Source organism: Litoreibacter albidus (assembly GCF_900107015.1).
GTDB classification, from domain to species: domain Bacteria; phylum Pseudomonadota; class Alphaproteobacteria; order Rhodobacterales; family Rhodobacteraceae; genus Litoreibacter; species Litoreibacter albidus.
Genome location: NZ_FNOI01000006.1, coordinates 173088 through 193542, shown reverse-complemented (window position 1 = coordinate 193542; position 20455 = coordinate 173088). Strand labels below are relative to the sequence as shown.

Here is a 20455-nt window from a genome sequence, read left to right as displayed (position 1 = left end):
GCATTGATGCACAGCAAAACATCCCCTCTCGCGCACGCGATCACGCCGCCGTGAGAACCGGATCACGGACCGTGAGACCGGTGAAATACGCCCCCGAATCCGCCCGACTCGATAAAGCTTGCCTGCGCCCTGCCAGCGGCCCATATCTATAGGTATGTTGAAATTTACCCCGATCCTGATCGCCATCATCTACGCGCTGGTGATGTATAAATTCTCCGCATGGAACACCGCACGCACGCTGGATCAGCAGTCGACGCTGCTCAATGACCCCGATCTGGATCTCTTGAATCTCGATATGGCGCGCGCTCTGGACCTGCCCAAGATCAAGGTCCACATCTATGAGATAGAGCCGATCAACGGCCTTGCCGCCCCCGACGGGCGCATCTTCATCACGCGCGGGTTTTTCAACAAGTATAAATCGGGCGAAGTCAGCGCGGCTGAAATGGCCTCCGTCATCGCGCATGAGCTGGGCCACGTGGCCCTTGGTCACTCCCGCCGCCGGATGATCGACTTTTCCGGCCAGAACGCCATTCGCGTGGCCTTGGCCACCGTGTTGGGCCGCATCATCCCCGGGGTCGGCGTCTGGATCGCCAATATGCTGACCTCCATGCTGGCCGCCCGCCTGTCGCGCAGCGATGAATACGAGGCGGACGCCTATGCCTCCGCCCTGCTCACCAAAGCGGGCATTGGCACCGCGCCGCAAAAGTCACTGTTCAAGAAACTGGACACGCTGACAGGCAGTCTGGGGGCGGGCACACCGGCATGGTTGCTGAGCCATCCGAAAACCGCCGAACGCATCGCCGCGATCGAGGCGCGCGAGGCCAAATGGGGCGTCACAGACGCCTAGCCGATTGCCTTGCCCAAGCGCGGCAAACGCGCGCGTTTCATCAAGGCGCGTAAATCCAACGCCTCCCCCGACATCTCGCAGGCCACTTTATGGACGCCGCGCACGACCTGCTCGACCGCCTCGGGGGTGTCTAACCATAAATCCATTAAGAACTCGTCAGGGCTGAGCCGCTTTAGCCCCTCAAACGCTAAGGTCTGGCGCGGGAAGTCCTTCGCGTTCATCGTCACGATCACATCCGCCGATCCGGCAATCGCCGCCGCCAGCACGTGGATGTCGTTCACATCCGGCAAATGCAGCCGCGCCATGTCGCCCTCGCGCGGGCGCACACTGGCATTGGGGAACTGCGCTTTCAGCACGGCCACCTCGCCGCGCGCCTGCACCTCGGCCTCCGGCCCCAGTTTGACCGTGGCCCGTGCCCATTCCTCTAGAATGCGCTCGGACCACAAGGCGTCATAGAGGCCCAACCCCGCGCATCCCACCAGCACTTCACGCAGCACGGTGGGATAGATCACGCAGGCGTCAAGCAACGCCCGCATCAGTCAAGCCGCAGGAAGATGGCCTTCAGGTAGCCGCTTTCGGCCAAGGCCGGATGCAGCGGGTGATCCGCACCGGCAGAGCCCGTGTGGATGATCTGCGCCTGACGCCCTGCCCGACCGACACCGCGTAAGCTGGCTTGGCGAAACTTCGTCAGGTCCGCCGCGTGCGAGCACGAGCACAGCACCAGATAGCCGCCCGGCTTCACCAGCTTCGCCGCCATGGAGCCCACGCGGCTATACGCCGTCAGCCCGTTAGACAGCGCCTGCTTGTTCGGCGCGAAGGCGGGCGGGTCCGCAACCACCACGTCGAACAATTCGCCCTCGCTCGCCAAGGCTTCCATCACCTTGAAGGCGTCGCCCTTGCGGGTGGTGAGCTTATCCGCCACGCCGGACGCGTCCGCGCCCTTTTCCGCCAAGGCCAGCGCGGCCTCGGATCCGTCAACCGCGACTGCGGCCTCTGCCCCCGACGCCAAAGCCGCCAGCGAGAAGCCCCCCACGTGGGAGAACACGTCCAGCACGCGCCCGCCTTTGTGCAGCTTCGCCGCCCATGCGTGGTTGTCGCGTTGGTCAAAGAACAGGCCGGTCTTCTGGCCCTCAACGACGTCCGCCATATAGGTTGCGCCGTTCATCGGGACTTCGATCAGCCCCTCGTGATTGCCGATCAGGAAGGACGACACATCGTCCAAGCCTTCCAAGCCACGGGCACGGCCCGCCGCGTTCTTGTACACCGTCTTTGCACCGGTCACTTCGACCAATGCGGCGGCCAAACCTTCGCAGGCAGTTTCCGCCCAAGCCGCGTTCGGTTGCATCACCAGAACGTCGCCAAAGCGGTCAACGATCACGCCCGGCAGGCCGTCGGCCTCCGCATGGATTAGACGGTAGAACGGCGCATCATATAGATGTTCGCGCAGTGCCAAGGCGCGGCGCACACGCGCCAGCAGCCAATCCTGATCCAGAACGGCGGCAGGATCTCGGTCCATGACGCGGCAAATGATCTTCGATTCATTGTTGATGGTAACCACGGCGATTGGCTCGCGGTCGCTATCCTCCAAGACGGCCAAGGAGCCTGGCTCAAGACGCCGCGCACGGCGGTCCGTGACCAGTTCGTCGGCATAGACCCAAGGGGCGCCGCCACGGATGGTCAGGGCGTTGGCCTTAGGCTTCAGTCGGATTACAGGATAGGGCGAAACGGAAAAAGGGAGGGATGTCATATCCCTCCCTTAGTCTTTATTTTCATCGGGCGAAAGCCCGTGTGTGAGGCTTATCCGCTTATTGGATAACGCCTGTGTAGGCACCTTGTGGGGCCACAGCGGCCTTCGCCACCACGCGCATTTCCTGCCCGCCATTGAAGGCTTGGCGCATCAAGCTGGCCAAGTGGCTCTGAATGCGCACTTTTTGGGTCTCGCCGCGACGCTCCGCAGCAACCGCTTGGTCGCCGCCAAAGGCTTTCAACGCAACTTTCATCTCAATCGGGCCGTGCAGCGCCACGCCAGTGGCCGCATCTACAACAGTCAGGGTGTAGACGATGTTGTGCACCCCACCGACAGAATAGCGCGTCTTTTCGGTCAAGGAGTGGAAGCGCTTCACCGTCAGGTCAAAGTAGACAGGGCGGTCGCCGTTCAGGTGCGTCAGGCCACTGGTGATGCCATCGTCAATGATCTTCGCAACCTGCGCGTGGCGGTCGCCATACGGGTCTTCACGCCAAACGATGTCGGCAATCGGGTAATACCGGTTCGCCTCGGAAACCTTCAGATCCCCCGGCACCAGCACCCGCACGTCTTCCAAACGCCAGTCAACACTGCGCAGCGTCAACTCTGAGGCCACGATAGGTGTCAGGTCTTGCGCGTTCCGGCTGGCGGTCTCGGTCACGGGGCCGGACGCGGCGCAGGCACTCAGTCCCACGGCAACGGCAAATCCGGCGATAAATCTGGTCAATTTCATCTTCTCAACCTTTCCAGCGCACGGAGTTGAGCGCATTTTGTTTAAGATTGAGCTGAATTTGACGGTTGAATCAGGCAGAAATGAGAAAATCCCGGACCGCTTTAAAGGCGGAACCGGGATTTGTTCAGTCATTGCGGGCCACTATTGGGGCCGTTTTGCAATGAGATTAGGCGGTTTTGGAGCCGACCCAACCAGAGACAGTGAACTTGGAGGCGATCCATGCGCCGGCAGAGGACAGCAGCTGTGCTGTGTACTCAGCGCGCATTTTGCGGGCTTCAAGTTCGATAGCTTCGATATTGATGGATTTTGTGTCGTCGAAGTTCATTTCAACAGTCCTTGTTAATCTGTGCGTTGAAACAAACATAGGTCACCACTCGAAATGCTGCACCTGCCAAAAGAGGAATTTCCGCTATGCTGCAGATGCATAACTCCTCCGTAACCCCCTGACGTTAGGTCATTCGCTGTTCATGCTGGCAACGGCGGCCCGCGCCCCCGCCAGCATCCACGCGTGCTCCGACCCGATCACAAACAGCGTAAACCCGTAGCTCCCCACCGCCTTCGCCGTCTGCGCGTCGGGCACCCATGTGCAATAAGCCACACCAGCCCCGCAGGCCGCATCCCCCACGCGGGTCATTGCCTGTCTCAAGTGGTCATTGTCTGTGGAGGTCTCTCCGTATGAGACCGACAGATCAGCAGGTCCGATAAACACCCCGTCCACACCTGCAGCACCTGCGATGTCGTCAATCGCCTCCACGGCCTCGGGCTCCTCGATCTGCACGATCACCACCGTCTCCGACTTGGATTGCGCCAGAACCTCCGCCATAGACCGCGTCGCATAGCCCGCCCATCGGGTGGAGCCCGCAAAGCCGCGCCCGCCATGCCCGAAGCGCGCCGCCTTCGACACCGCCCGCGCCTTCTCGGCCGTATCCACATGCGGCACCACAATGCCCACCGCCCCCGCGTCCATGACCTTCAGGATGTCATCAGGGTTGCCCGACGGCACCCGCACCAATGTGGGCAGGTCCAGCGCCCGCGCCACCGCAAGGCAGGCGTCTAGGCGCATCCGGTCAAACGGCGCGTGCTCCGCGTCAAGGCAGATAAAGTCCAACCCCGCCAGCGCCAGCAACTCCACCATCTCGACCGAGGGCGTTTTGACGAACGTGCCCAGCAACCGCTCGCCGGACAACATCCGAACCTTAAAATCTGCAAACCCCATGACCCGTCGCTCCTTGATATGGCTCACCGCATAAAAGGCCCAAACTCCGCCACTGGCAACCGCTGAGCGCCGCAAAGACGCACACACCATGACGCAACGTCCCGCTTGCCCCAGCCCGTAAACCATCGCCAGATTGACGCGAACGTCACTTCGCCGGAGCACACTTCATGTCCACCCACCTAGACGCCCTGACCGCCCTGCTGGACGCCAAAGCCAAAGGCGCCATCAAAGGCACCGCCAAACTGGTGATCACCGATCAGGGCACAGTCCTTTTGTCCGAGACAGGCGCCGCCCCCTCTGACGCCGACGCAGAGGCCGACGTTACCTTGAAGGCTAGCGAAGCGGTGTTTCGCGCCATCCTCGACGGCTCGCAAAACCCGATCACCGCGGTGATGACGGGAAAGCTCAAAGTCGACGGCAACCAGATGCGCGCGCTGAAAGTCAGTGAAGTTCTGACGACCTAGGTCAAAGGCCTAAGCCGATTTCAGTATCTGCGGCCGCGCGCCCTCGGCCCAAGCCTGCGCCGCAGCCCCGAACGCCTCGAACAACGGGCGCGACACGGGGTCCTCTGCCGCGCGGTATTCCGGATGCCACTGCACCGACAGACAAAAGCCCGGTGCGTCCTTGATGTAGATCGCCTCCGGCGTCCCGTCAGGGGCCAGCCCGTCGATGACAACCCGCTCGCCCGCCTGCTTGATGCCTTGGCCGTGCAGCGTGTTGGTCATCACTTCGCGCGCGCCCATCAACTCGTGAAACGGCCCGCCCTCGGTGAAGGTCACGCTGTGGCGCAGCTCGAATTTTTCCTCGACCGTACCGTCGGGCGGCATCCGGTGGTTCATCCGCCCAGGAAGGTCGCGGATCTCGGGGTAGAGCGAGCCACCCATCGCCACATTCACCTCTTGAAAGCCGCGACAAATCCCCAAAATCGGCAAGCCGCGCTCAACGCAGGCGCGGATCAGCGGCAAGGCCAGACGGTCCCGTGCGCGATCAAACGCGCCATGCGCCTCGGTCTCCGCCTCGCCGTATTCCTCTGGGTGCACATTCGGGCGCCCGCCGGTGAACAAAAAGCCGTCGCACCGCGCCATCAATTCATCAACGTCAATCAGGGACGGACAAGACGGCACAATTACCGGCAAGGCCCGCGACACCTGTGCCACCGCCTCGCAATTCATGCTGCCCGCCGCATGGGCGGGAAATGTGTCGTTGATCAGATAGGAGTTGCCAATAATTCCAACAACAGGGCGCGCCATACCACTCATACTCCGTTAAACCAGTCTGACTGATCTAACCCATGGCGCGCCGCAGGTATAGACGCGCCCGCGCACAGACCCTCTGCGCGCGGGCGCACAGCCCGTTATTTGGGCAGCTGTGCTTAAACCTCGCCCGTAAGCCCCGCAGCCTCGATCCCTGCCGTGGCCGCAATCGCGTCATTGGCCGATGTGTCGCCCGTCACGCCCACAGCGCCGATCACCGCACCCTTGGCGTCGCGCAGCAGCACGCCCCCCGGCACAGGCACCACCGCGCCGCCAAAGACGCCGTTAACCGCGTTCATGAAATACGCCTGTTGCTCGGCGCGCTCCATCTGCGCCGTGCCCGACATGCCCAGCATCACCGCGCCGTAAGCCTTGCCGCGCGCAATGTCGAACCGTCCGGGCGATGCGCCGTCCTCGCGCTCGAACGCTTGCACGTGCCCGCCCGCGTCCAGCACCACCACGGACAGTGGCTTCAACTCCAACTCCCGCCCCTTGGCAATCGTCTTGCGCACAATCGTGCGCGCCTTGTTCAAAGAAACTCCAGCCATCCTGTCTGGCCTCCCATCATTGCTTCAGAAATACCTCGGGGTGTGGGGCAGCGCCCCACGCAGGCCAGCGCCATACGCTCAGCTGGCTTTCAGCTCCAAACGCCGCGCATGCAGCACCGGCTCGGTGTAGCCCGACGGCTGGACACGCCCTTTGAACACCAGATCACAGCACGCTTGGAACGCGATCCCGTCAAAGCCCGGCGCCATCGGCGTGTAGCTCGCGTCCTGCGCGTTTTGTGCATCCACCACGGCGGCCATCTTCTGCATCGCCCCCATCACCGCATCCTCCGACACCACGCCGTGGTGCAGCCAGTTGGCCAAGGCTTGGCTCGAAATCCGGCAGGTCGCGCGGTCTTCCATCAGGCCCACGTTGTTCATATCCGGCACTTTGGAGCAGCCAACCCCCTGATCAATCCAGCGCACCACATAGCCCAAAATCCCTTGGGCGTTGTTTTCGACTTCGCGCATGATCTGCTCTTCGGACCACATGCGGTAGGTCGCCAACGGGATGTCCAGAATTGTCTCGACATGGGCGCGCCGCCCCCCTGCCTTCAGCTTGTCCTGCACCGCAAAGACATCAATCTTGTGGTAATGCAGCGCGTGCAGCGTCGCGGCGGTGGGCGACGGCACCCATGCGCAGTTGGCCCCCGACTTGGGGTGCTCGATCTTTTGCTCGATCATCGCTGCCATCAGATCCGGCATGGCCCACATGCCCTTGCCGATCTGTGCGCGACCCGACAGGCCGCACTCCAGCCCGATATCCACGTTGCGGTTCTCATAGCCGCCGATCCACGCCTTGCGCTTGATGAAGTCCTTGCGCGAAAACGGCCCCGCCTCCATGGAGGTGTGGATTTCGTCGCCCGTGCGGTCGAGAAAGCCTGTGTTAATAAAGGCCACGCGCGATTTGGCGGCAAAAATACATTGCTTCAGGTTCACCGTCGTGCGGCGCTCCTCATCCATGATGCCCAGCTTCACGGTGTTGGCAGGCAGGCCCAAGATGCGCTCAACGCGGGTGAATATCTCATCCGTGAACGCCACCTCTTCCGGCCCGTGCATCTTCGGCTTCACCACATAGACGGAGCCGTGGTGTGAATTGCGCAAGCCTTCGGATTTTTGCAGGTCATGCATGGCGATCAGCGTGGTGATCATTGCATCCATCAGCCCCTCGAACACCTCGCCGCCGTCGCGGGTCAGCACGGCGGGGTTGGTCATCAGGTGCCCCACATTGCGCACCAACATCAAGGCGCGGCCTTTGACCACCAATTCGCCGCCATCCGGCGCGGTAAACGTCAGATCGTTCGACAGCTTACGGGTGATGGTCTTGCCGCCTTTTTCCAGCTCTTCTTGCAAGTCGCCGCGCATCAGCCCCAGCCAGTTGGAATACGCCTGCACCTTGTCCTCGGCGTCAACGCAGGCCACCGAATCCTCGCAGTCCATAATCGCGGAGACCGCGCTTTCCATCCGCACATCGGCCAAGCCCGCTTGGTCGTGGCTGCCGATCGCGTGGGTGCGGTCAAACACCAGTTCCACATGCAAACCGTTGTTGCGCAGCAGCACCGCGCTTGGCGCTTTGGGGTGGCCTTTATAGCCGACAAATTTCGACGGGTCCGCCAATGGCATGTCATCAACCAACAGTGCCCCCCCGCGCACATGGTAGCGCCGCGCGTCGGCGTGGCTGGTGCCGTCCAGCGCGAAGGCTTCATCCAAGAACACCCGCGCACGGGCGACAACCCTCGCCCCGCGCCCCTTGTCGTAGCCGCCTTTCGGTGCTGGCGTGCCCATGGCGTCGGTGCCGTAGAAGCCATCGTAAAGGCTGCCCCAGCGCGCGTTCGCCGCGTTCAGCGCGTAGCGCGCGTTGGTGATGGGCACCACCAGTTGCGGCCCTGCGATCGTTGCTATTTCGGGGTCCACATTGGCGGTATCGATCTCGAAGTCCCCGCCCTCCGGCAGCAAATATCCGATCTCGGTCAGAAACGCCTTATAGGCCGCGTGGTCATGCACCTGATTGCGCCGCGCCGCGTGCCACGCGTCAATCTGGCTTTGTAGGCTCTCGCGCTTCTCCAACAGTGATTTGTTCTTTGGCCCCAGATCATGCGCAAGCGCGGAGAACCCTTTCCAGAAGTCATCCGCCGCCACGCCCGTCCCCGGCAACGCCCGCGTTTCGACAAAGTCAGCCAGAAGGCTGTCCACCTGTAGGCCATGTTTCTCTACACGTGTTGCGGTGCCGTTCGTCATTGTGAAATTCCCTTCGCTGGGCGGCGCTTGCCGGATGCTGTCATTTGCTATCTAGGAAATAAGTTTCCGATAGGCAACAAGAATGGTAAAATTACCTTACCAATCTGCAGATTTCAGCCCGCCCTATAGCACCGCCCCAACAGGAGGGCCCCCATCGCGGAGCAGACCGTTCCCAAGAACAGCAGAAACATGAACGAGGCGAAGGCTGCGGTGTTACGACTTGGCATGGCCTTCAAGCTCCGCCGTGGACGTCGGGCAGAGCTTGGTCACATGGCCGCGCGTGTCAATTGAATTTGGACATAAAAAAGGGCCAGCCTGTGCGTGACAGGCTAGCCCTCAGGTGCTGTGGGAGGCGGGAGGGGCAGCTACTCCGTCTCGACCACAGAGGCTTGACCGGTGCGACCGTCAACTTGGACGTCTGCGCCCTCGGGCTCTCCGCCCATGGACACGACCCAAATAATCAGGGCAACCAAAAGGGCACCGGCAAAGGTCAGGACGCCCGCGATGCCGACCAGCGGCGCCTTGTGTTCTCGGGCTTGCTTATCGACGTTGGTATCGGGGGCGGACATAGTATCACTCCTCTTAAACGTTCCAGTTATCACGGCGCATTGCGGTTGCGCGCCTCGCTTCACAGACCTAACGTGCCCGCGCGACATTAGTTCCCTGATTTGTCGAACGGAGCCCCCATGAAAGACGCCAGCCCTGCCGCCCCTTTGGAAATCTTCCTCAGCGATTACACCCCGCCCGCCTATCTGGTGGACACTGTCGAGCTGACGTTCAAGCTGCACCCCACCGCCACGCGGGTGCTCTCGCGCATCGCCTTCCGCCCCAATCCCGACACCGCCGACCGCACGTTTTATCTGCACGGCGAACAGCTGAAACTGATCTCCGCCACCATCGACGGCCAAGACGCGAACGCCAAGGTCACGGACCTAGGTTTGACCGCGATTGCCCCAGATGCGCCGTTTATCTTCGAGGCAGAGGTGGAGATCAGCCCCTCCACCAACACCGCGCTGGAGGGGCTTTATATGTCGAACGGCATGTACTGCACCCAATGCGAGGCGGAGGGCTTTCGCAAGATCACCTACTATCCGGACCGCCCCGACGTGATGGCCGTCTTCTCTGTCACGATTGAGGGCGAAGAGACGGTGAAACTGTCGAACGGCAACGACCTTGGCGACGGCAAGTGGCACGACCCGTGGCCCAAGCCCGCGTATCTGTTCGCGTTGGTGGCCGGTGATCTGGTCAACCACCCTGACACCTTCACCACCATGTCCGGCAAAGAGGTAGAGCTGAACATCTGGGTCCGCCCCGGTGACCTGAACAAATGCGCCTTTGGCATGGACGCGCTAAAGCGCAGCATGGCGTGGGACGAAAAAGTTTACGGGCGTGAATACGATCTGGACCTGTTCAACATCGTCGCCGTGGATGACTTCAACATGGGGGCGATGGAAAACAAGGGTCTGAACATTTTCAACTCGTCCGCCGTTCTGGCCTCCCCCGAGACCTCCACCGATGCCAACTTCGAGCGGATCGAAGCCATCATCGCGCATGAGTATTTCCACAACTGGACCGGCAACCGCATCACCTGCCGCGACTGGTTCCAGCTATGCCTGAAGGAAGGCCTGACGGTCTACCGCGACAGCCAGTTCACCTCTGACGAGCGCTCGCCCGCTGTGAAGCGCATCGAAGACGTGATTGCCCTGCGCGCGCGCCAGTTCCGCGAAGACAACGGCCCGCTGGCGCACCCCGTGCGCCCGACCAGCTTCGTGGAGATTAACAACTTCTACACCGCCACGGTCTACGAGAAGGGTGCCGAAGTCATCGGCATGCTGAAGACGCTGATCGGCGACGACGCCTATTACAAAGGGTGCGATCTGTACTTCACCCGCCACGACGGCCAAGCCTGCACCATTGAGGATTGGCAGGCCTGCTTCGAGGAGGTCACAGGCCGCGACCTTGCGCAGTTCAAGCTGTGGTACACGCAGGCCGGCACGCCGCGCGTATCGGTGAAAGAGGCTTGGAAAGATGGCACTTACACGCTGACCTTCACGCAGCACACACCACCCACACCGGGCCAAGACGTGAAAGACCCGAAGGTCATCCCGATTGCCGTGGGGCTACTGAACGAGGCGGGCGAGGAAATCCAAGCGACCCGCATCTGCGAGGTCACCGATGACGTGCACGCCTTCCGCTTCACAGGGCTGGATGCGCTGCCCATCGCGTCGATCAACCGCGGCTTCTCCGCGCCGATCATCTTGCAGCAAGACCAAGACAACCTGACCCGCGCCTTCCTGCTGGCCAATGACACCGACCCGTTCAACAAGTGGGAAGCAGGCCGCGCCTTGGCGCGCGACGTGATGATCCGCATGGTGACAGAGGACGCGGCCCCTGATCAGGCCTACCTTGACGCGCTGCTGGCGGTCGCCCGCGACGACACGCTGGACCCAGCGTTCAAAGCGCTGGTCTTCTCCCTACCCTCCGGCGACGACATCGCGCAGGCGCTGTTTGACGGCGGCGTGACGCCGGATCCGACCAAGATATACCTGACCGCCCAAACGCTCAGCCAATCCATCGCACAGGCCATGCAAGACACCCTGCCCCGCATCTACGCGCAGATGCAGGTGGACGGGCCGTTCTCCCCCGACGCGGACGCCGCTGGCAAACGCGCGTGGGGCAATGTCGCCTTGTCGCTGCTGACCCGTCTGGACGGCGGCGCACAGGCCCGCACCCAGTTTGAGGGCGCGGACAACATGACCCAGCAACTCTCCGCGCTCGGTGCGCTGCTGCGCGCCGAAGTGGGCGAGGACGCCAGCAAAGCCTTCTACGCGCAGTGGAAAGAGGATCGTTTGGTCATCGACAAATGGTTCGCCATGCAGGTGAGCTTTGCCAAGCTGGACGCCGCCCCAGCGGTGGCCGAAGCGCTGACCGCGCATCCTGACTTTACCCTGACCAACCCAAACCGCTTCCGCGCAGTGTTCGGGGCGCTCGCGGGCAACACGGCCGGTTTCCATTCGCCCGACGGCTCCGGCTACGCGCTGTTGGCGGACTGGCTGATCAAGCTGGACGCCAAGAACCCGCAAACCGCCGCGCGCATGTCCACCGCCTTCGAGACGTGGACGCGTTACGACGCCGACCGCCAAGGCATGATGCGCGACGCGCTGGAGCGGATCAAAGCCGCCCCGAACCTCAGCGGCGACCTGTCGGAAATGGTGACCCGAATTTTGAACGCATAGGAGTCATAGTTCGGCCCCTTTGAAGCCCCACTCCGTGCTATAATTCCCGCGAAACCGACCTACTGAAGAAAGAGCCTCAAGATGGCGCGTAAAACCAAAACAGTTCTGATCACTGGCGCAAGCTCCGGCATCGGGGCGGCGACTGCCGTTCTGGCCTCCAAAAGCGGCTATGACGTGGGCATCCATTACAACAGCGACCTGAAGGGCGCCCAACTGGTCGCCCAGATGTGCGAGCAGGAAGGTGCCATCACCCACATGTTCCAAGGTGACGTGTCCAACCCCGAAGATGTGGAACGCATCTTTGAGGAGTTTGACGCCGCCTTCCCGCAGATGGACGCTTTGGTCAACAACGCGGGTATCGTGGATCAGCCGCAACGTGTGGAGGAGATGTCCTACAAGCGCTTGCGCCGCATGGTTGACGTGAACCTGATCGGCGCGATGCTGGTGGCGCAACAAGGCGTGCTGCGCATGTCGCGCGCCTTTGGTGGCGACGGCGGCGTGATCGTCAACACAAGCTCCGCCGCGGCGCGACTGGGGTCGGCCAACCAATATGTGGATTACGCCGCGACCAAAGCCGGTTTGGACATCTTTACCAAAGGCTTAAGCGACGAGGTTGCACCGGACGGTGTGCGCGTCACCGCGATCCGCCCCGGCTTGATCGAGACCGCAATCCACGGCAAAGGCGGCCTGCCCGACCGTTGCGACGATCTGGCGGACACGGTGCCGATGAAACGTGCAGGCGACGCGGAAGAATGTGCCCACGCCATCTTGTTTCTGATGGGCGAAGGTGCAAGCTACGTCACAGGTACCACGTTGGACGTGACTGGCGGGCGGTAACACCCCTTCGTCAGAACTGGACAGCCCATGACCCTCCGCAGCGCAAACTTGACCGGCAGCTTGCTGATGGTCACCGCCATGGCAATTTTCGCGGTGGAGGACGCCTTTGTGAAGGCCGCCGCCACCGTCCTGCCTGTGGGCCAGACGATGGTTATCTTCGGGCTGGGCGGCGCGGCGATTTTCGCCGCCGTGGCGCTGATCACCAAAGAACGCCTCTACACCGCCGACGTCATTTCCCGCCCCATGCGCATCCGCGTGGTGTTCGAGATCTTCGGGCGGTTGTTCTACGTGCTGGCCCTTGCGCTAACACCGTTGTCCTCCGCCACGGTTATTCTGCAAGCCACCCCGCTGGTGGTGGTTGCGGGGGCCGCGTTGATCTTTGGTGAGCAGGTCGGCTGGCGCAGGTGGCTGGCGATTGCCGTCGGGCTGATCGGCGTGCTGGTGATCATCCGGCCCGGTGCGGACAGCTTTTCCGCGCTGTCCATTCTGGCAGTGATCGGGATGCTGGGGTTTGCGGGGCGCGATCTTGCGAGCCGCGCCGCCCCCGCCGCGTTAAGCACGTCGATCCTTGGACTTTACGGCTTTCTGGCGTTGGCCTTTTCCGGCGGCCTTTACGCGGTTTGGCAGGGGCAGGCCTTCGTGGCCCCCGACCCGCAAACCTGCCTCTACCTGCTCGGCGCAATCGGCGCGGGCGTTGCGGCCTACGCCTGCCTGATGAAGGCGATGCGCACGGGCGAAGTCTCCGCCGTGACGCCGTTTCGCTACACGCGGTTGCTGTTCGGCATCGCCATCGGCCTCGCCGTGTTTGGCGAGACCCTGACCGCCCCGATGATCATAGGCTCCGGCCTGATCGTGCTATCGGGGCTATTTATCATGTGGCGCGGCAAGCAGGTCGCGCAGGATTAACCGCTAGTTAACCAGAGCAAGCACCGCGCCCAGAAGGGCCATGATCAGCAACACGGCGATTGGCCCCAAGGACAGCATAAAGCCAAGTCCACGGGTCGATGGATCGGTCGCATAGGCGCGACAGAAGATTATGCGCCCCACCAAGTAAATCGCGCCAATCGGGGCCACCACGACCGCCGGCCAGTATTGCCCCGCCAGCATCAGCGCGGGCAGAAAGGCGATCATTAGCTCCAGCGTGTTCATCTGCACGCGGTACATGCGCTCGAACCCGTCGTGTCCAGTCATTGCAGGCGCCTTCAGCCCGCTGATGCCGCGCTGTTTGCCGACCAGATAGCCGAAGTAGAGGTATTGGAAGACAGCCAGAACGGCGATGAGTTCGATAATTGGCATAGATCAGGTCCTGTGAGTTGAATGGGAGCAGCTTGTGCTGTGCCCATGTCTACAATCCATCCCATAACTGCAAGGCCAGACACGCGCGGGGGGCTGACGGCATAGATACAAGTTTGCGGCAGGTCGCGGAACTCACTGCCCCGTTGTGTCAGGGGTTTTCGCGATATCCACGGGCCGCTTTTGGGGCTGGCTTTTCGCAACGGATCGCGGTTCAGCGGCCAGTTGCACAATCTGCTTTGGCCGCGGGATCGGCTTGGTCGCGCTCAGCGGCTTGCAGTATTTCTGGCGGCGCAGCCAGCCCGCCATTTCCTTGCGTTTGCCCGATTTGGTCATCGGGCCCCAATCTGCCGCAACACCGCCCAAACGGCCGTTCGCCTTGCGCGCCACCGCGTTATCGCGCGGCACCGTGTGGGCCAGAATACGCACCGCGCAGCTCAGGTTGTCGGAGCCGTCTTTCAACGCCTCCCCCGACCCCACGCGGCATTTGTAGCCGCGCGCGGTCCCCGGCAAAATCTGCGTCAGCCCGTACCACAAACCGCCCCCGCCCACGGCGCGGGGCTTCCATGTGCTTTCATGTTTCGCCAGCGCGCTCAGCAGCCCGTTCCAGAACGCCGCCCGCTTGTCCAAACCGTTGCTGGCATAGGCCGGACACCAATCCGCGATGTCATGCGGCACTGTGCTCAGCAGCGGCAGGCCGTGCCCCTTGAGCGCCTGTAGCGTGGTGCGCGTCCACAACCGTCCCTCGGGCCGGAAATCCCAACGGGCGCGCGGGATGTGGTCATTGCGCGGGATCGGGCGGATCGTTTTGGGCGTGGCTATGGGGAGCGACGCCGCCACAGCCGCAGGCGCGGCGCTGACGGTCGGGGCCTGCGCGAAGGCAGTCCCTGCCGCAAGCAAAGCGGCAAATATGAGTGCGTGGCAGCGCATGGCGATCATCCAGACCAGAGAATGGCCAAGCTGACAACAAATATGTCCATCCGCGCCCAAGACTGTCGCCAATCACGCAACAATTCGCCTGTATGAACATGATTGCCAGCGGCAAGGCGCGCAACCGGCCCCGCAATCCGCGCAAACAATCCGGCACCCCAAGCCTTTGTCTGCTTGCCGCAGGCTTGGAATTTAACTAGAACGCGCACGACCTAGTGGAGATCCCCCATGCTTGATTTGACCTATGAGACCCCGAAGCCCAAAGTGATTGCTGGCGCAAAGCAAGATTGGGAGCTGGTGATTGGCCTTGAGGTTCACGCGCAGGTGTCCTCCAACGCCAAACTGTTCTCCGGCGCGTCGACCAAATTCGGCGCGGAGCCGAACTCCAACGTGGCCTTTGTGGACGCGGGCATGCCGGGCATGTTGCCAGTGATCAACGAGGAATGCGTCGCACAGGCCGTGCGCACGGGGCTGGGGCTGAAGGCCGAGATCAATCTTTATTCCGCCTTCGACCGCAAAAACTACTTCTACCCCGATTTGCCGCAGGGCTACCAAATCTCCCAGCTTTACCACCCCATCGTGGGCGAAGGTGAAGTGCTGGTCGAGCTAGGGTCCGGCGTGGCGCGCACCGTGCGCATCGAGCGTATCCACCTAGAGCAGGACGCGGGCAAATCCATCCATGACATGGACCCGACGATGTCCTTCGTGGACCTGAACCGCACAGGCGTGGCGCTGATGGAAATCGTCTCCATGCCCGACATTCGTGGCCCCGAAGAGGCCGCCGCCTATGTGTCCAAGCTGCGCCAGATCATGCGCTATCTGGGGACGTGTGACGGCAACATGCAAAACGGCTCCATGCGCGCCGATGTGAACGTGTCGATCTGCGCGCCGGGTCAGTACGAGAAGTACCAAGCCACGGGCGACTTCTCCCATCTGGGGACGCGCTGCGAGATCAAGAACATGAACTCCCTGCGGTTTATCCAGCAGGCGATTGAGGTTGAAGCCAAGCGCCAGATCGCCATCGTCGAGGCTGGCGGCAAGGTCGATCAAGAGACCCGCCTTTATGATCCGGACAAGGGCGAAACCCGCTCCATGCGGTCCAAGGAAGAGGCGCACGACTACCGCTACTTCCCCGACCCCGACCTGTTGCCGCTGGAAATTGAACAAGCGTGGGTCGACGATCTGGCCGCGCATTTGCCAGAGCTGCCAGACGAGAAACGCCTGCGTTTCATGGAAGACTTCGGCCTGTCGGATTACGACAGCTCCGTGCTGACGGCGGACACGGCGGATGCGGCGTATTTTGAAGAAGTGGCCAAGGGCCGCGACGGCAAGATGGCGGCGAACTGGGTGATCAACGAGCTGTTTGGCCGTCTGAAGAAAGACGACGACAAGGCCATCACCGAGTCCCCCGTCTCCCCAGCCCAACTGGGCGGGATCATCGACCTGATCGCGTCGGATGCGATCTCCGGCAAGATCGCCAAAGACCTGTTCGAGATCGTCTACACCGAAGGCGGCGACCCCGCCGAGATCGTGGAAGCCCGCGGCATGAAGCAGGTCACCGACACAGGCGCCATCGAGGCCGCATTGGACGAGATCATCGCCGCCAACCCCGCACAGGTGGAAAAGGCGCAAGCCAACCCCAAGCTGGCTGGCTGGTTCGTGGGTCAGGTGATGAAAGCCACAGGCGGCAAGGCCAACCCGAAAGCGGTGAACGAACTGGTGGCGAAGAAGCTGGGGGGGTAATCCTTCGAGGTTTAGGAAGCGGTCATCGACTAGCACGTTAGATGACCGCTTTGAGCCGAAAGGGGCGGATGCGAACGAATGGCCGCATTGAGATGTGAAGTATGATTTACAGGCGCTGCACGGTTGCAGTGAAGGTCCTCGCGAAATGGGAAATTATGATGCCGAAGCGTTACCGGAAAATAGTGCCGAAGTAGTTAAAGAAATTATATCACTAAATGCTAAGTTGTCCGCTTTTTGGACCTCTGCTCATGGCTGGGCACCCGACGATGCTGCAAACTTGCTCTCCAAATCACGCTTGGACTGGCAGGTCTCACTTTCAGAAACGCTTCATTTGTGGATCGATCGCGACCCAATGACCGATGGGGAATTGATCTTGGCTTGGGCTAATCTAGGGGCGCTACTTGAAGGAACTCTGAAGCTCTTCTTTTCAATTTACTATTCGGATTTTCAGGCGGACACTGAGGCGCTCGTGTATGCGAATGCTTACGACAAGAAGAAGAAGACCCATAAAGAGCCTGATGGGCTAACACTCGATATCCTGCGTAAATTTGTTGTTAAAGAGGAACTTTTCAACGAGGCACATCGAGAGATGTTTCAACTTGTCCAAAGCCGTCGAAATGCGATTCATGCCTACGAGGATCGTGAGCTGGGCACCGTAAACGAGTTTAGAGACTCTGTCCGCGGCTACAGGAAGTTTCTAACCGACGTTGATCTCACAGTTCCTTACCCAGATTATCCGTGAGGCTCGCGCCTGAAAGCCGCCATCTGCGCAACCACACCGAAAATCACTTCGCCCCGCTTAGCTGGTATTTGAACCTTGGAAACGCCATCTTTCGGTATATGCCACATAAAACACCCCCACCCGCTGACGGCTGTTGGGCCATCGCGGGGGGAAGCGTCTCGCATCTTATTAGCGAAAGGGTGGCGCCACCTGAGGCAGACGGCAGATCCATGCGGTTCCCCCGACGGGTTTCCCCGCCAGCGGCCGTTGTTTCGCGAAACTTTGGCAGCCCGAACGGACTGCCGCATGTTTCCTGTGTCTTGATCGCGAAGGGCGTCACCCCGCCGCGCGGTACCGGTGTCAGGGTCTAGCGCCAAGAGGTTAGCGAGTGGCAAAGCCACCGTCCGCCGATCCGGCCTGCGCGCGGCGGCTTTCGCTGGACACGCCTGCGGGGCTTTTGTAACAGGATGGCTTCCGGTGCAGGGGGATACGTGCCATGCCAAATTATGAATACCAAGTCGTTCCATCGCCGCGCAAAGGCAAGTCCGTGCGCAAGATCAAAGGCGTTGAAGCCAAGTTTGCCAACACCATCAGCGTGCTGATGAACGAGATGGCCGCCGACGGCTGGGAATACCAGCGCGCGGAAACCCTGCCCTGCGAGGAACGCCAAGGGCTGACCGGCAAGACGATCAAATACCACACGCTGCTGGTCTTCCGCCGCGAAATCGTCTCTGAGGACGCGGCTCACGAAACCGTGACCACCCCTGTGGTCGCAGCCCCCGTTGTGCCCGCCCCAAGCGCGGAGCGCCCCGTGGCCGACAGCCGTCCGGAGCCTGTGTTCACCCGCACCGACGGCCCCGCGTCCGAAGGGTTCATGGGCGACGACAGTGCATCCGACGAGACCGCTGGCGACACGCCGAAGTCCGGCGATGTCGCCGCGCAGTAACCCCTGCCAAAGCGCCACAGCCTTGCTGTGCTAGGCTGAGATCTCCAAAGCCAGCGCGTGAATGCGCCCGATCAGGTCGGGCCCAATCGCCGCATGCACCGCACGGTGGCGCTGGATACGGGACATATCCGCAAAAACCGGCGCGCTGATGGCCACGTTAAAGTGGCTCTCCCCGCCCTCTTGATAGCCGCCGTGACCGCGATGGCTTTCACTATCATCGACCACCTCAAGACGGCTGGGCGCGAAGGCCTCGCGCAGTTTATTCTCAATCTCTTGTGTAATGCTCATATTTTTTTCCAAACTGCCCTTCACCTCGCTGCTCAAAACTCTAAGGTGTCTTCTCCGAGTCTAAAAGGTTAAGTCATGGCGCGTCCTCCGTTTGATCCATTTGAGTTCGATATTTCAGCGAAAACCGACAAGGCACGTCGCGCCAAAGGGCGCCGTGGGATGTCGGGTGCCGTTGAAACATCCCAACGCACCTGCGAAGCCCCTGGCTGCGAAGAGCCGGGCAAATACCGTGCGCCCAAATCGCCCGACGTGCTGGATGACTTCTACTGGTTCTGCCAAGCCCACGTGCGCGAGTACAACCTGAAGTGGAACTTCTTCGAGACGCACACCCAAGAAGAGATGGAGCGCCAGATGTCCTCGGACAAAGTCTGGGAGCGCCCCACCAAGCCGTTGAAAAAGGGCGAGGAGCAGCGCGCGTGGTCGCGCCTTGGCGTGGACGACCCGATGGCGGTTCTGGGCGAAAACGCCACCCGCAACCCGGGCCGCAACCCCAACGGCGCCGGACGCAAGCTGCCCGCCATGGAGCGCAAGGCGCTGGAAATTCTGGAAGGCACCGTGCACATGAGCAAGCCGGACCTGCGTAAGAAGTACAAGGCGCTGATCAAGGAACTGCACCCCGACATGAACGGCGGCAACCGCACCGATGAGGAGCAGTTGCAGCAGGTCGTCTGGGCATGGGACCAGCTGAAAGACAGCCGCAACTTCTCGGGCTAATCCAAAGCACAAAGAACTTTCGGCGCGGGCGATGGTCAAACACGCCCCCGCCTCCACCTCGCGAAATCATTTCAGTGTCGGGCCTAGTGCTTGCCCTTGCCCAGAATTTGATGCATCCCGTGAGTGTTATTCTGAGGGAACGTAGATATGGCTGACGACACAATTGATTTGACCGCGAAACCCACTGAGGACATCTCGGTCCGCGAAGTTTTCGGGATCGACAGCGACATGAAGGTCAAAGGCTTCTCTGACCGCACCGACCGCGTTCCAGAAATCGACAGCACCTACAAGTTTGACCGCGACACCACGCTGGCGATCTTGGCAGGCTTCACCCACAACCGCCGCGTGATGATCCAAGGCTACCACGGCACGGGCAAATCCACGCACATTGAACAGGTGGCCTCGCGGCTGAACTGGCCGTGCGTGCGCGTGAACCTCGACAGCCACATCTCCCGCATCGACCTGATCGGCAAGGACGCCATCAAGCTGAAAGACGGCGTGCAAGTCACCGAATTCCAAGAAGGCATCCTGCCGTGGGCGCTGCGCAACCCGACCGCGATCGTGTTTGACGAATACGACGCCGGCCGCGCCGACGTTATGTTCGTGATCCAGCGCGTGCTGGAAATCGACGGCAAGCTGACGTTGCTGGACCAGAACAAAGTCCTGACCCCGCACCCCAACTTCCGCATCTTTGCCACGGCCAACACCGTTGGCTTGGGCGACACCACGGGGCTCTACCACGGCACGCAGCAAATCAACCAAGGCCAGATGGACCGCTGGTCGCTGGTCACCACGCTGAACTACCTGTCCCACGACGCGGAGGCCGCCATCGTGCTGGCCAAGAACCCGTTCTACAACACCGAGGAGCGCCGCAAGACGGTCTCCCAGATGGTCACCGTCGCCGACCTGACCCGCACCGCCTTCATGAACGGCGATCTGTCCACGCTGATGTCGCCACGGACCGTCATCGCATGGGCGCAAAACGCGTTGATCTTCAATGACGTAGGCTACGCCTTCCGCCTTTCGTTCCTGAACAAATGCGATGAGTTGGAGCGCGAAACAGTCGCCGAATTCTACCAGCGCTGCTTTGACGAAGAACTGCCGGAAAGCGCTGCGAGTGTGAGCTTGGGGTGACGCGTTACTAGCCATCCCAGCCGTCAAGGTGACAGTT

Annotated in this window: 22 protein-coding genes; 10 read left to right on the top strand and 12 right to left on the bottom strand. The window is 61.4% G+C overall.

All coding sequences use genetic code 11. From position 1 onward, the window contains the following. Positions 1–154 precede the first annotated feature (154 nt). Entirely contained in the window at positions 155–847 is a 693-nt protein-coding gene (locus BLW66_RS14320; RefSeq protein ID WP_089947836.1) for a M48 family metallopeptidase, read from the top strand. Here BLW66_RS14320 and BLW66_RS14315 read toward each other — a convergent pair. The 5 genes from BLW66_RS14315 to BLW66_RS14300 form a co-directional block, all read right to left on the bottom strand. Then, positions 844–1383 (bottom strand): RSP_2648 family PIN domain-containing protein, encoded by a 540-nt coding sequence (locus BLW66_RS14315; RefSeq protein ID WP_089947835.1) that lies wholly within the window; start codon positions 1381–1383, stop codon positions 844–846. The genes BLW66_RS14320 and BLW66_RS14315 overlap by 4 nt on opposite strands. Further along, entirely contained in the window at positions 1383–2594 is a 1212-nt protein-coding gene (locus tag BLW66_RS14310; protein WP_089947834.1) for an RSP_2647 family RNA methyltransferase, read from the bottom strand. Before BLW66_RS14310 ends, BLW66_RS14315 begins: the two co-directional genes overlap by 1 nt. 58 nt (positions 2595–2652) lie before the next feature. Then, positions 2653–3324, bottom strand: coding sequence for a DUF6778 family protein (locus BLW66_RS14305; protein ID WP_089947833.1), 672 nt, complete (start codon positions 3322–3324; stop codon positions 2653–2655). Positions 3325–3490: 166 nt separating this feature from the next. Further along, positions 3491–3649, bottom strand: coding sequence for an RSP_7527 family protein (locus tag BLW66_RS17970; protein ID WP_170833487.1), 159 nt, complete (start codon positions 3647–3649; stop codon positions 3491–3493). A gap of 129 nt (positions 3650–3778) precedes the next feature. Then, positions 3779–4540, bottom strand: a complete 762-nt coding sequence (locus BLW66_RS14300) for an HpcH/HpaI aldolase family protein (RefSeq protein WP_089947832.1) — start codon at positions 4538–4540, stop codon at positions 3779–3781. A 167-nt stretch (positions 4541–4707) separates the two neighbouring features. Between BLW66_RS14300 and BLW66_RS14295 the strand changes: the two genes are divergently transcribed. Then, positions 4708–5004, top strand: coding sequence for an SCP2 sterol-binding domain-containing protein (locus BLW66_RS14295; RefSeq protein WP_089947831.1), 297 nt, complete (start codon positions 4708–4710; stop codon positions 5002–5004). Positions 5005–5013: 9 nt separating this feature from the next. Here BLW66_RS14295 and BLW66_RS14290 read toward each other — a convergent pair whose 3' ends face one another. From BLW66_RS14290 to BLW66_RS14275, 4 genes are all read right to left on the bottom strand, one after another. Continuing rightward, complete coding sequence (locus BLW66_RS14290) at positions 5014–5790, bottom strand: gamma-glutamyl-gamma-aminobutyrate hydrolase family protein (protein WP_089947830.1); 777 nt, start codon at positions 5788–5790, stop codon at positions 5014–5016. A gap of 122 nt (positions 5791–5912) precedes the next feature. Next, the gene (locus tag BLW66_RS14285; protein WP_089947829.1) at positions 5913–6341 is read right to left on the bottom strand and encodes a GlcG/HbpS family heme-binding protein; all 429 of its coding nucleotides are present in this window, start codon (positions 6339–6341) and stop codon (positions 5913–5915) included. Positions 6342–6419: 78 nt separating this feature from the next. Further along, the gene (locus BLW66_RS14280; protein ID WP_089947828.1) at positions 6420–8576 is read right to left on the bottom strand and encodes a malate synthase G; all 2157 of its coding nucleotides are present in this window, start codon (positions 8574–8576) and stop codon (positions 6420–6422) included. A 365-nt stretch (positions 8577–8941) separates the two neighbouring features. Next, positions 8942–9145 carry a hypothetical protein gene (locus BLW66_RS14275; protein WP_089947827.1) on the bottom strand — a complete coding sequence of 68 codons (204 nt, stop codon included), beginning with the start codon at positions 9143–9145 and terminating at the stop codon, positions 8942–8944. Between the two features lie 117 nt (positions 9146–9262). On the opposite strand from BLW66_RS14275, the gene pepN reads away from it, so the two are divergent. The 3 genes from pepN to BLW66_RS14260 all read left to right on the top strand — a co-directional run bounded on the left by pepN (position 9263) and on the right by BLW66_RS14260 (position 13555). Next, positions 9263–11812 carry an aminopeptidase N gene (gene pepN, locus BLW66_RS14270; protein ID WP_089947826.1) on the top strand — a complete coding sequence of 850 codons (2550 nt, stop codon included), beginning with the start codon at positions 9263–9265 and terminating at the stop codon, positions 11810–11812. 81 nt (positions 11813–11893) lie between these two features. Beyond that, a complete protein-coding gene (locus tag BLW66_RS14265) occupies positions 11894–12649 on the top strand; it encodes an SDR family oxidoreductase (protein WP_089947825.1) in 756 nt (251 codons plus the stop codon). 27 nt (positions 12650–12676) lie between these two features. Next, on the top strand, positions 12677–13555 hold the full coding sequence (locus BLW66_RS14260) for a DMT family transporter (RefSeq protein ID WP_244508654.1): 879 nt from the start codon (positions 12677–12679) through the stop codon (positions 13553–13555). Between the two features lie 3 nt (positions 13556–13558). Here BLW66_RS14260 and BLW66_RS14255 read toward each other — a convergent pair whose 3' ends face one another. Both BLW66_RS14255 and BLW66_RS14250 read right to left on the bottom strand, forming a co-directional pair. Further along, positions 13559–13945, bottom strand: a complete 387-nt coding sequence (locus BLW66_RS14255) for an MAPEG family protein (RefSeq protein WP_089947824.1) — start codon at positions 13943–13945, stop codon at positions 13559–13561. A 132-nt stretch (positions 13946–14077) separates the two neighbouring features. Continuing rightward, positions 14078–14872: a transglycosylase SLT domain-containing protein gene (locus BLW66_RS14250; protein ID WP_244508653.1), complete on the bottom strand. Its 795-nt coding sequence runs from the start codon at positions 14870–14872 to the stop codon at positions 14078–14080. 228 nt (positions 14873–15100) lie between these two features. Between BLW66_RS14250 and gatB the strand changes: the two genes are divergently transcribed. The 3 genes from gatB (at position 15101) to BLW66_RS14235 (ending at position 18282) form a co-directional block, all read left to right on the top strand. After that, positions 15101–16615, top strand: coding sequence for an Asp-tRNA(Asn)/Glu-tRNA(Gln) amidotransferase subunit GatB (gene gatB / locus BLW66_RS14245; protein WP_089947822.1), 1515 nt, complete (start codon positions 15101–15103; stop codon positions 16613–16615). 94 nt (positions 16616–16709) lie between these two features. Further along, positions 16710–17357 carry a hypothetical protein gene (locus BLW66_RS14240; RefSeq protein WP_211664275.1) on the top strand — a complete coding sequence of 216 codons (648 nt, stop codon included), beginning with the start codon at positions 16710–16712 and terminating at the stop codon, positions 17355–17357. A 475-nt stretch (positions 17358–17832) separates the two neighbouring features. Next, complete coding sequence (locus BLW66_RS14235; RefSeq protein WP_089947820.1) at positions 17833–18282, top strand: DUF4177 domain-containing protein; 450 nt, start codon at positions 17833–17835, stop codon at positions 18280–18282. A 30-nt stretch (positions 18283–18312) separates the two neighbouring features. Here BLW66_RS14235 and BLW66_RS14230 read toward each other — a convergent pair whose 3' ends face one another. Next, positions 18313–18570 (bottom strand): BolA family protein, encoded by a 258-nt coding sequence (locus BLW66_RS14230; protein ID WP_089947819.1) that lies wholly within the window; start codon positions 18568–18570, stop codon positions 18313–18315. A 75-nt stretch (positions 18571–18645) separates the two neighbouring features. On the opposite strand from BLW66_RS14230, the gene BLW66_RS14225 reads away from it, so the two are divergent. Then, positions 18646–19284: a J domain-containing protein gene (locus BLW66_RS14225; RefSeq protein WP_089947818.1), complete on the top strand. Its 639-nt coding sequence runs from the start codon at positions 18646–18648 to the stop codon at positions 19282–19284. A gap of 147 nt (positions 19285–19431) precedes the next feature. Beyond that, complete coding sequence (gene cobS, locus BLW66_RS14220) at positions 19432–20418, top strand: cobaltochelatase subunit CobS (protein WP_089947817.1); 987 nt, start codon at positions 19432–19434, stop codon at positions 20416–20418. Positions 20419–20455: the final 37 nt, after the last annotated feature.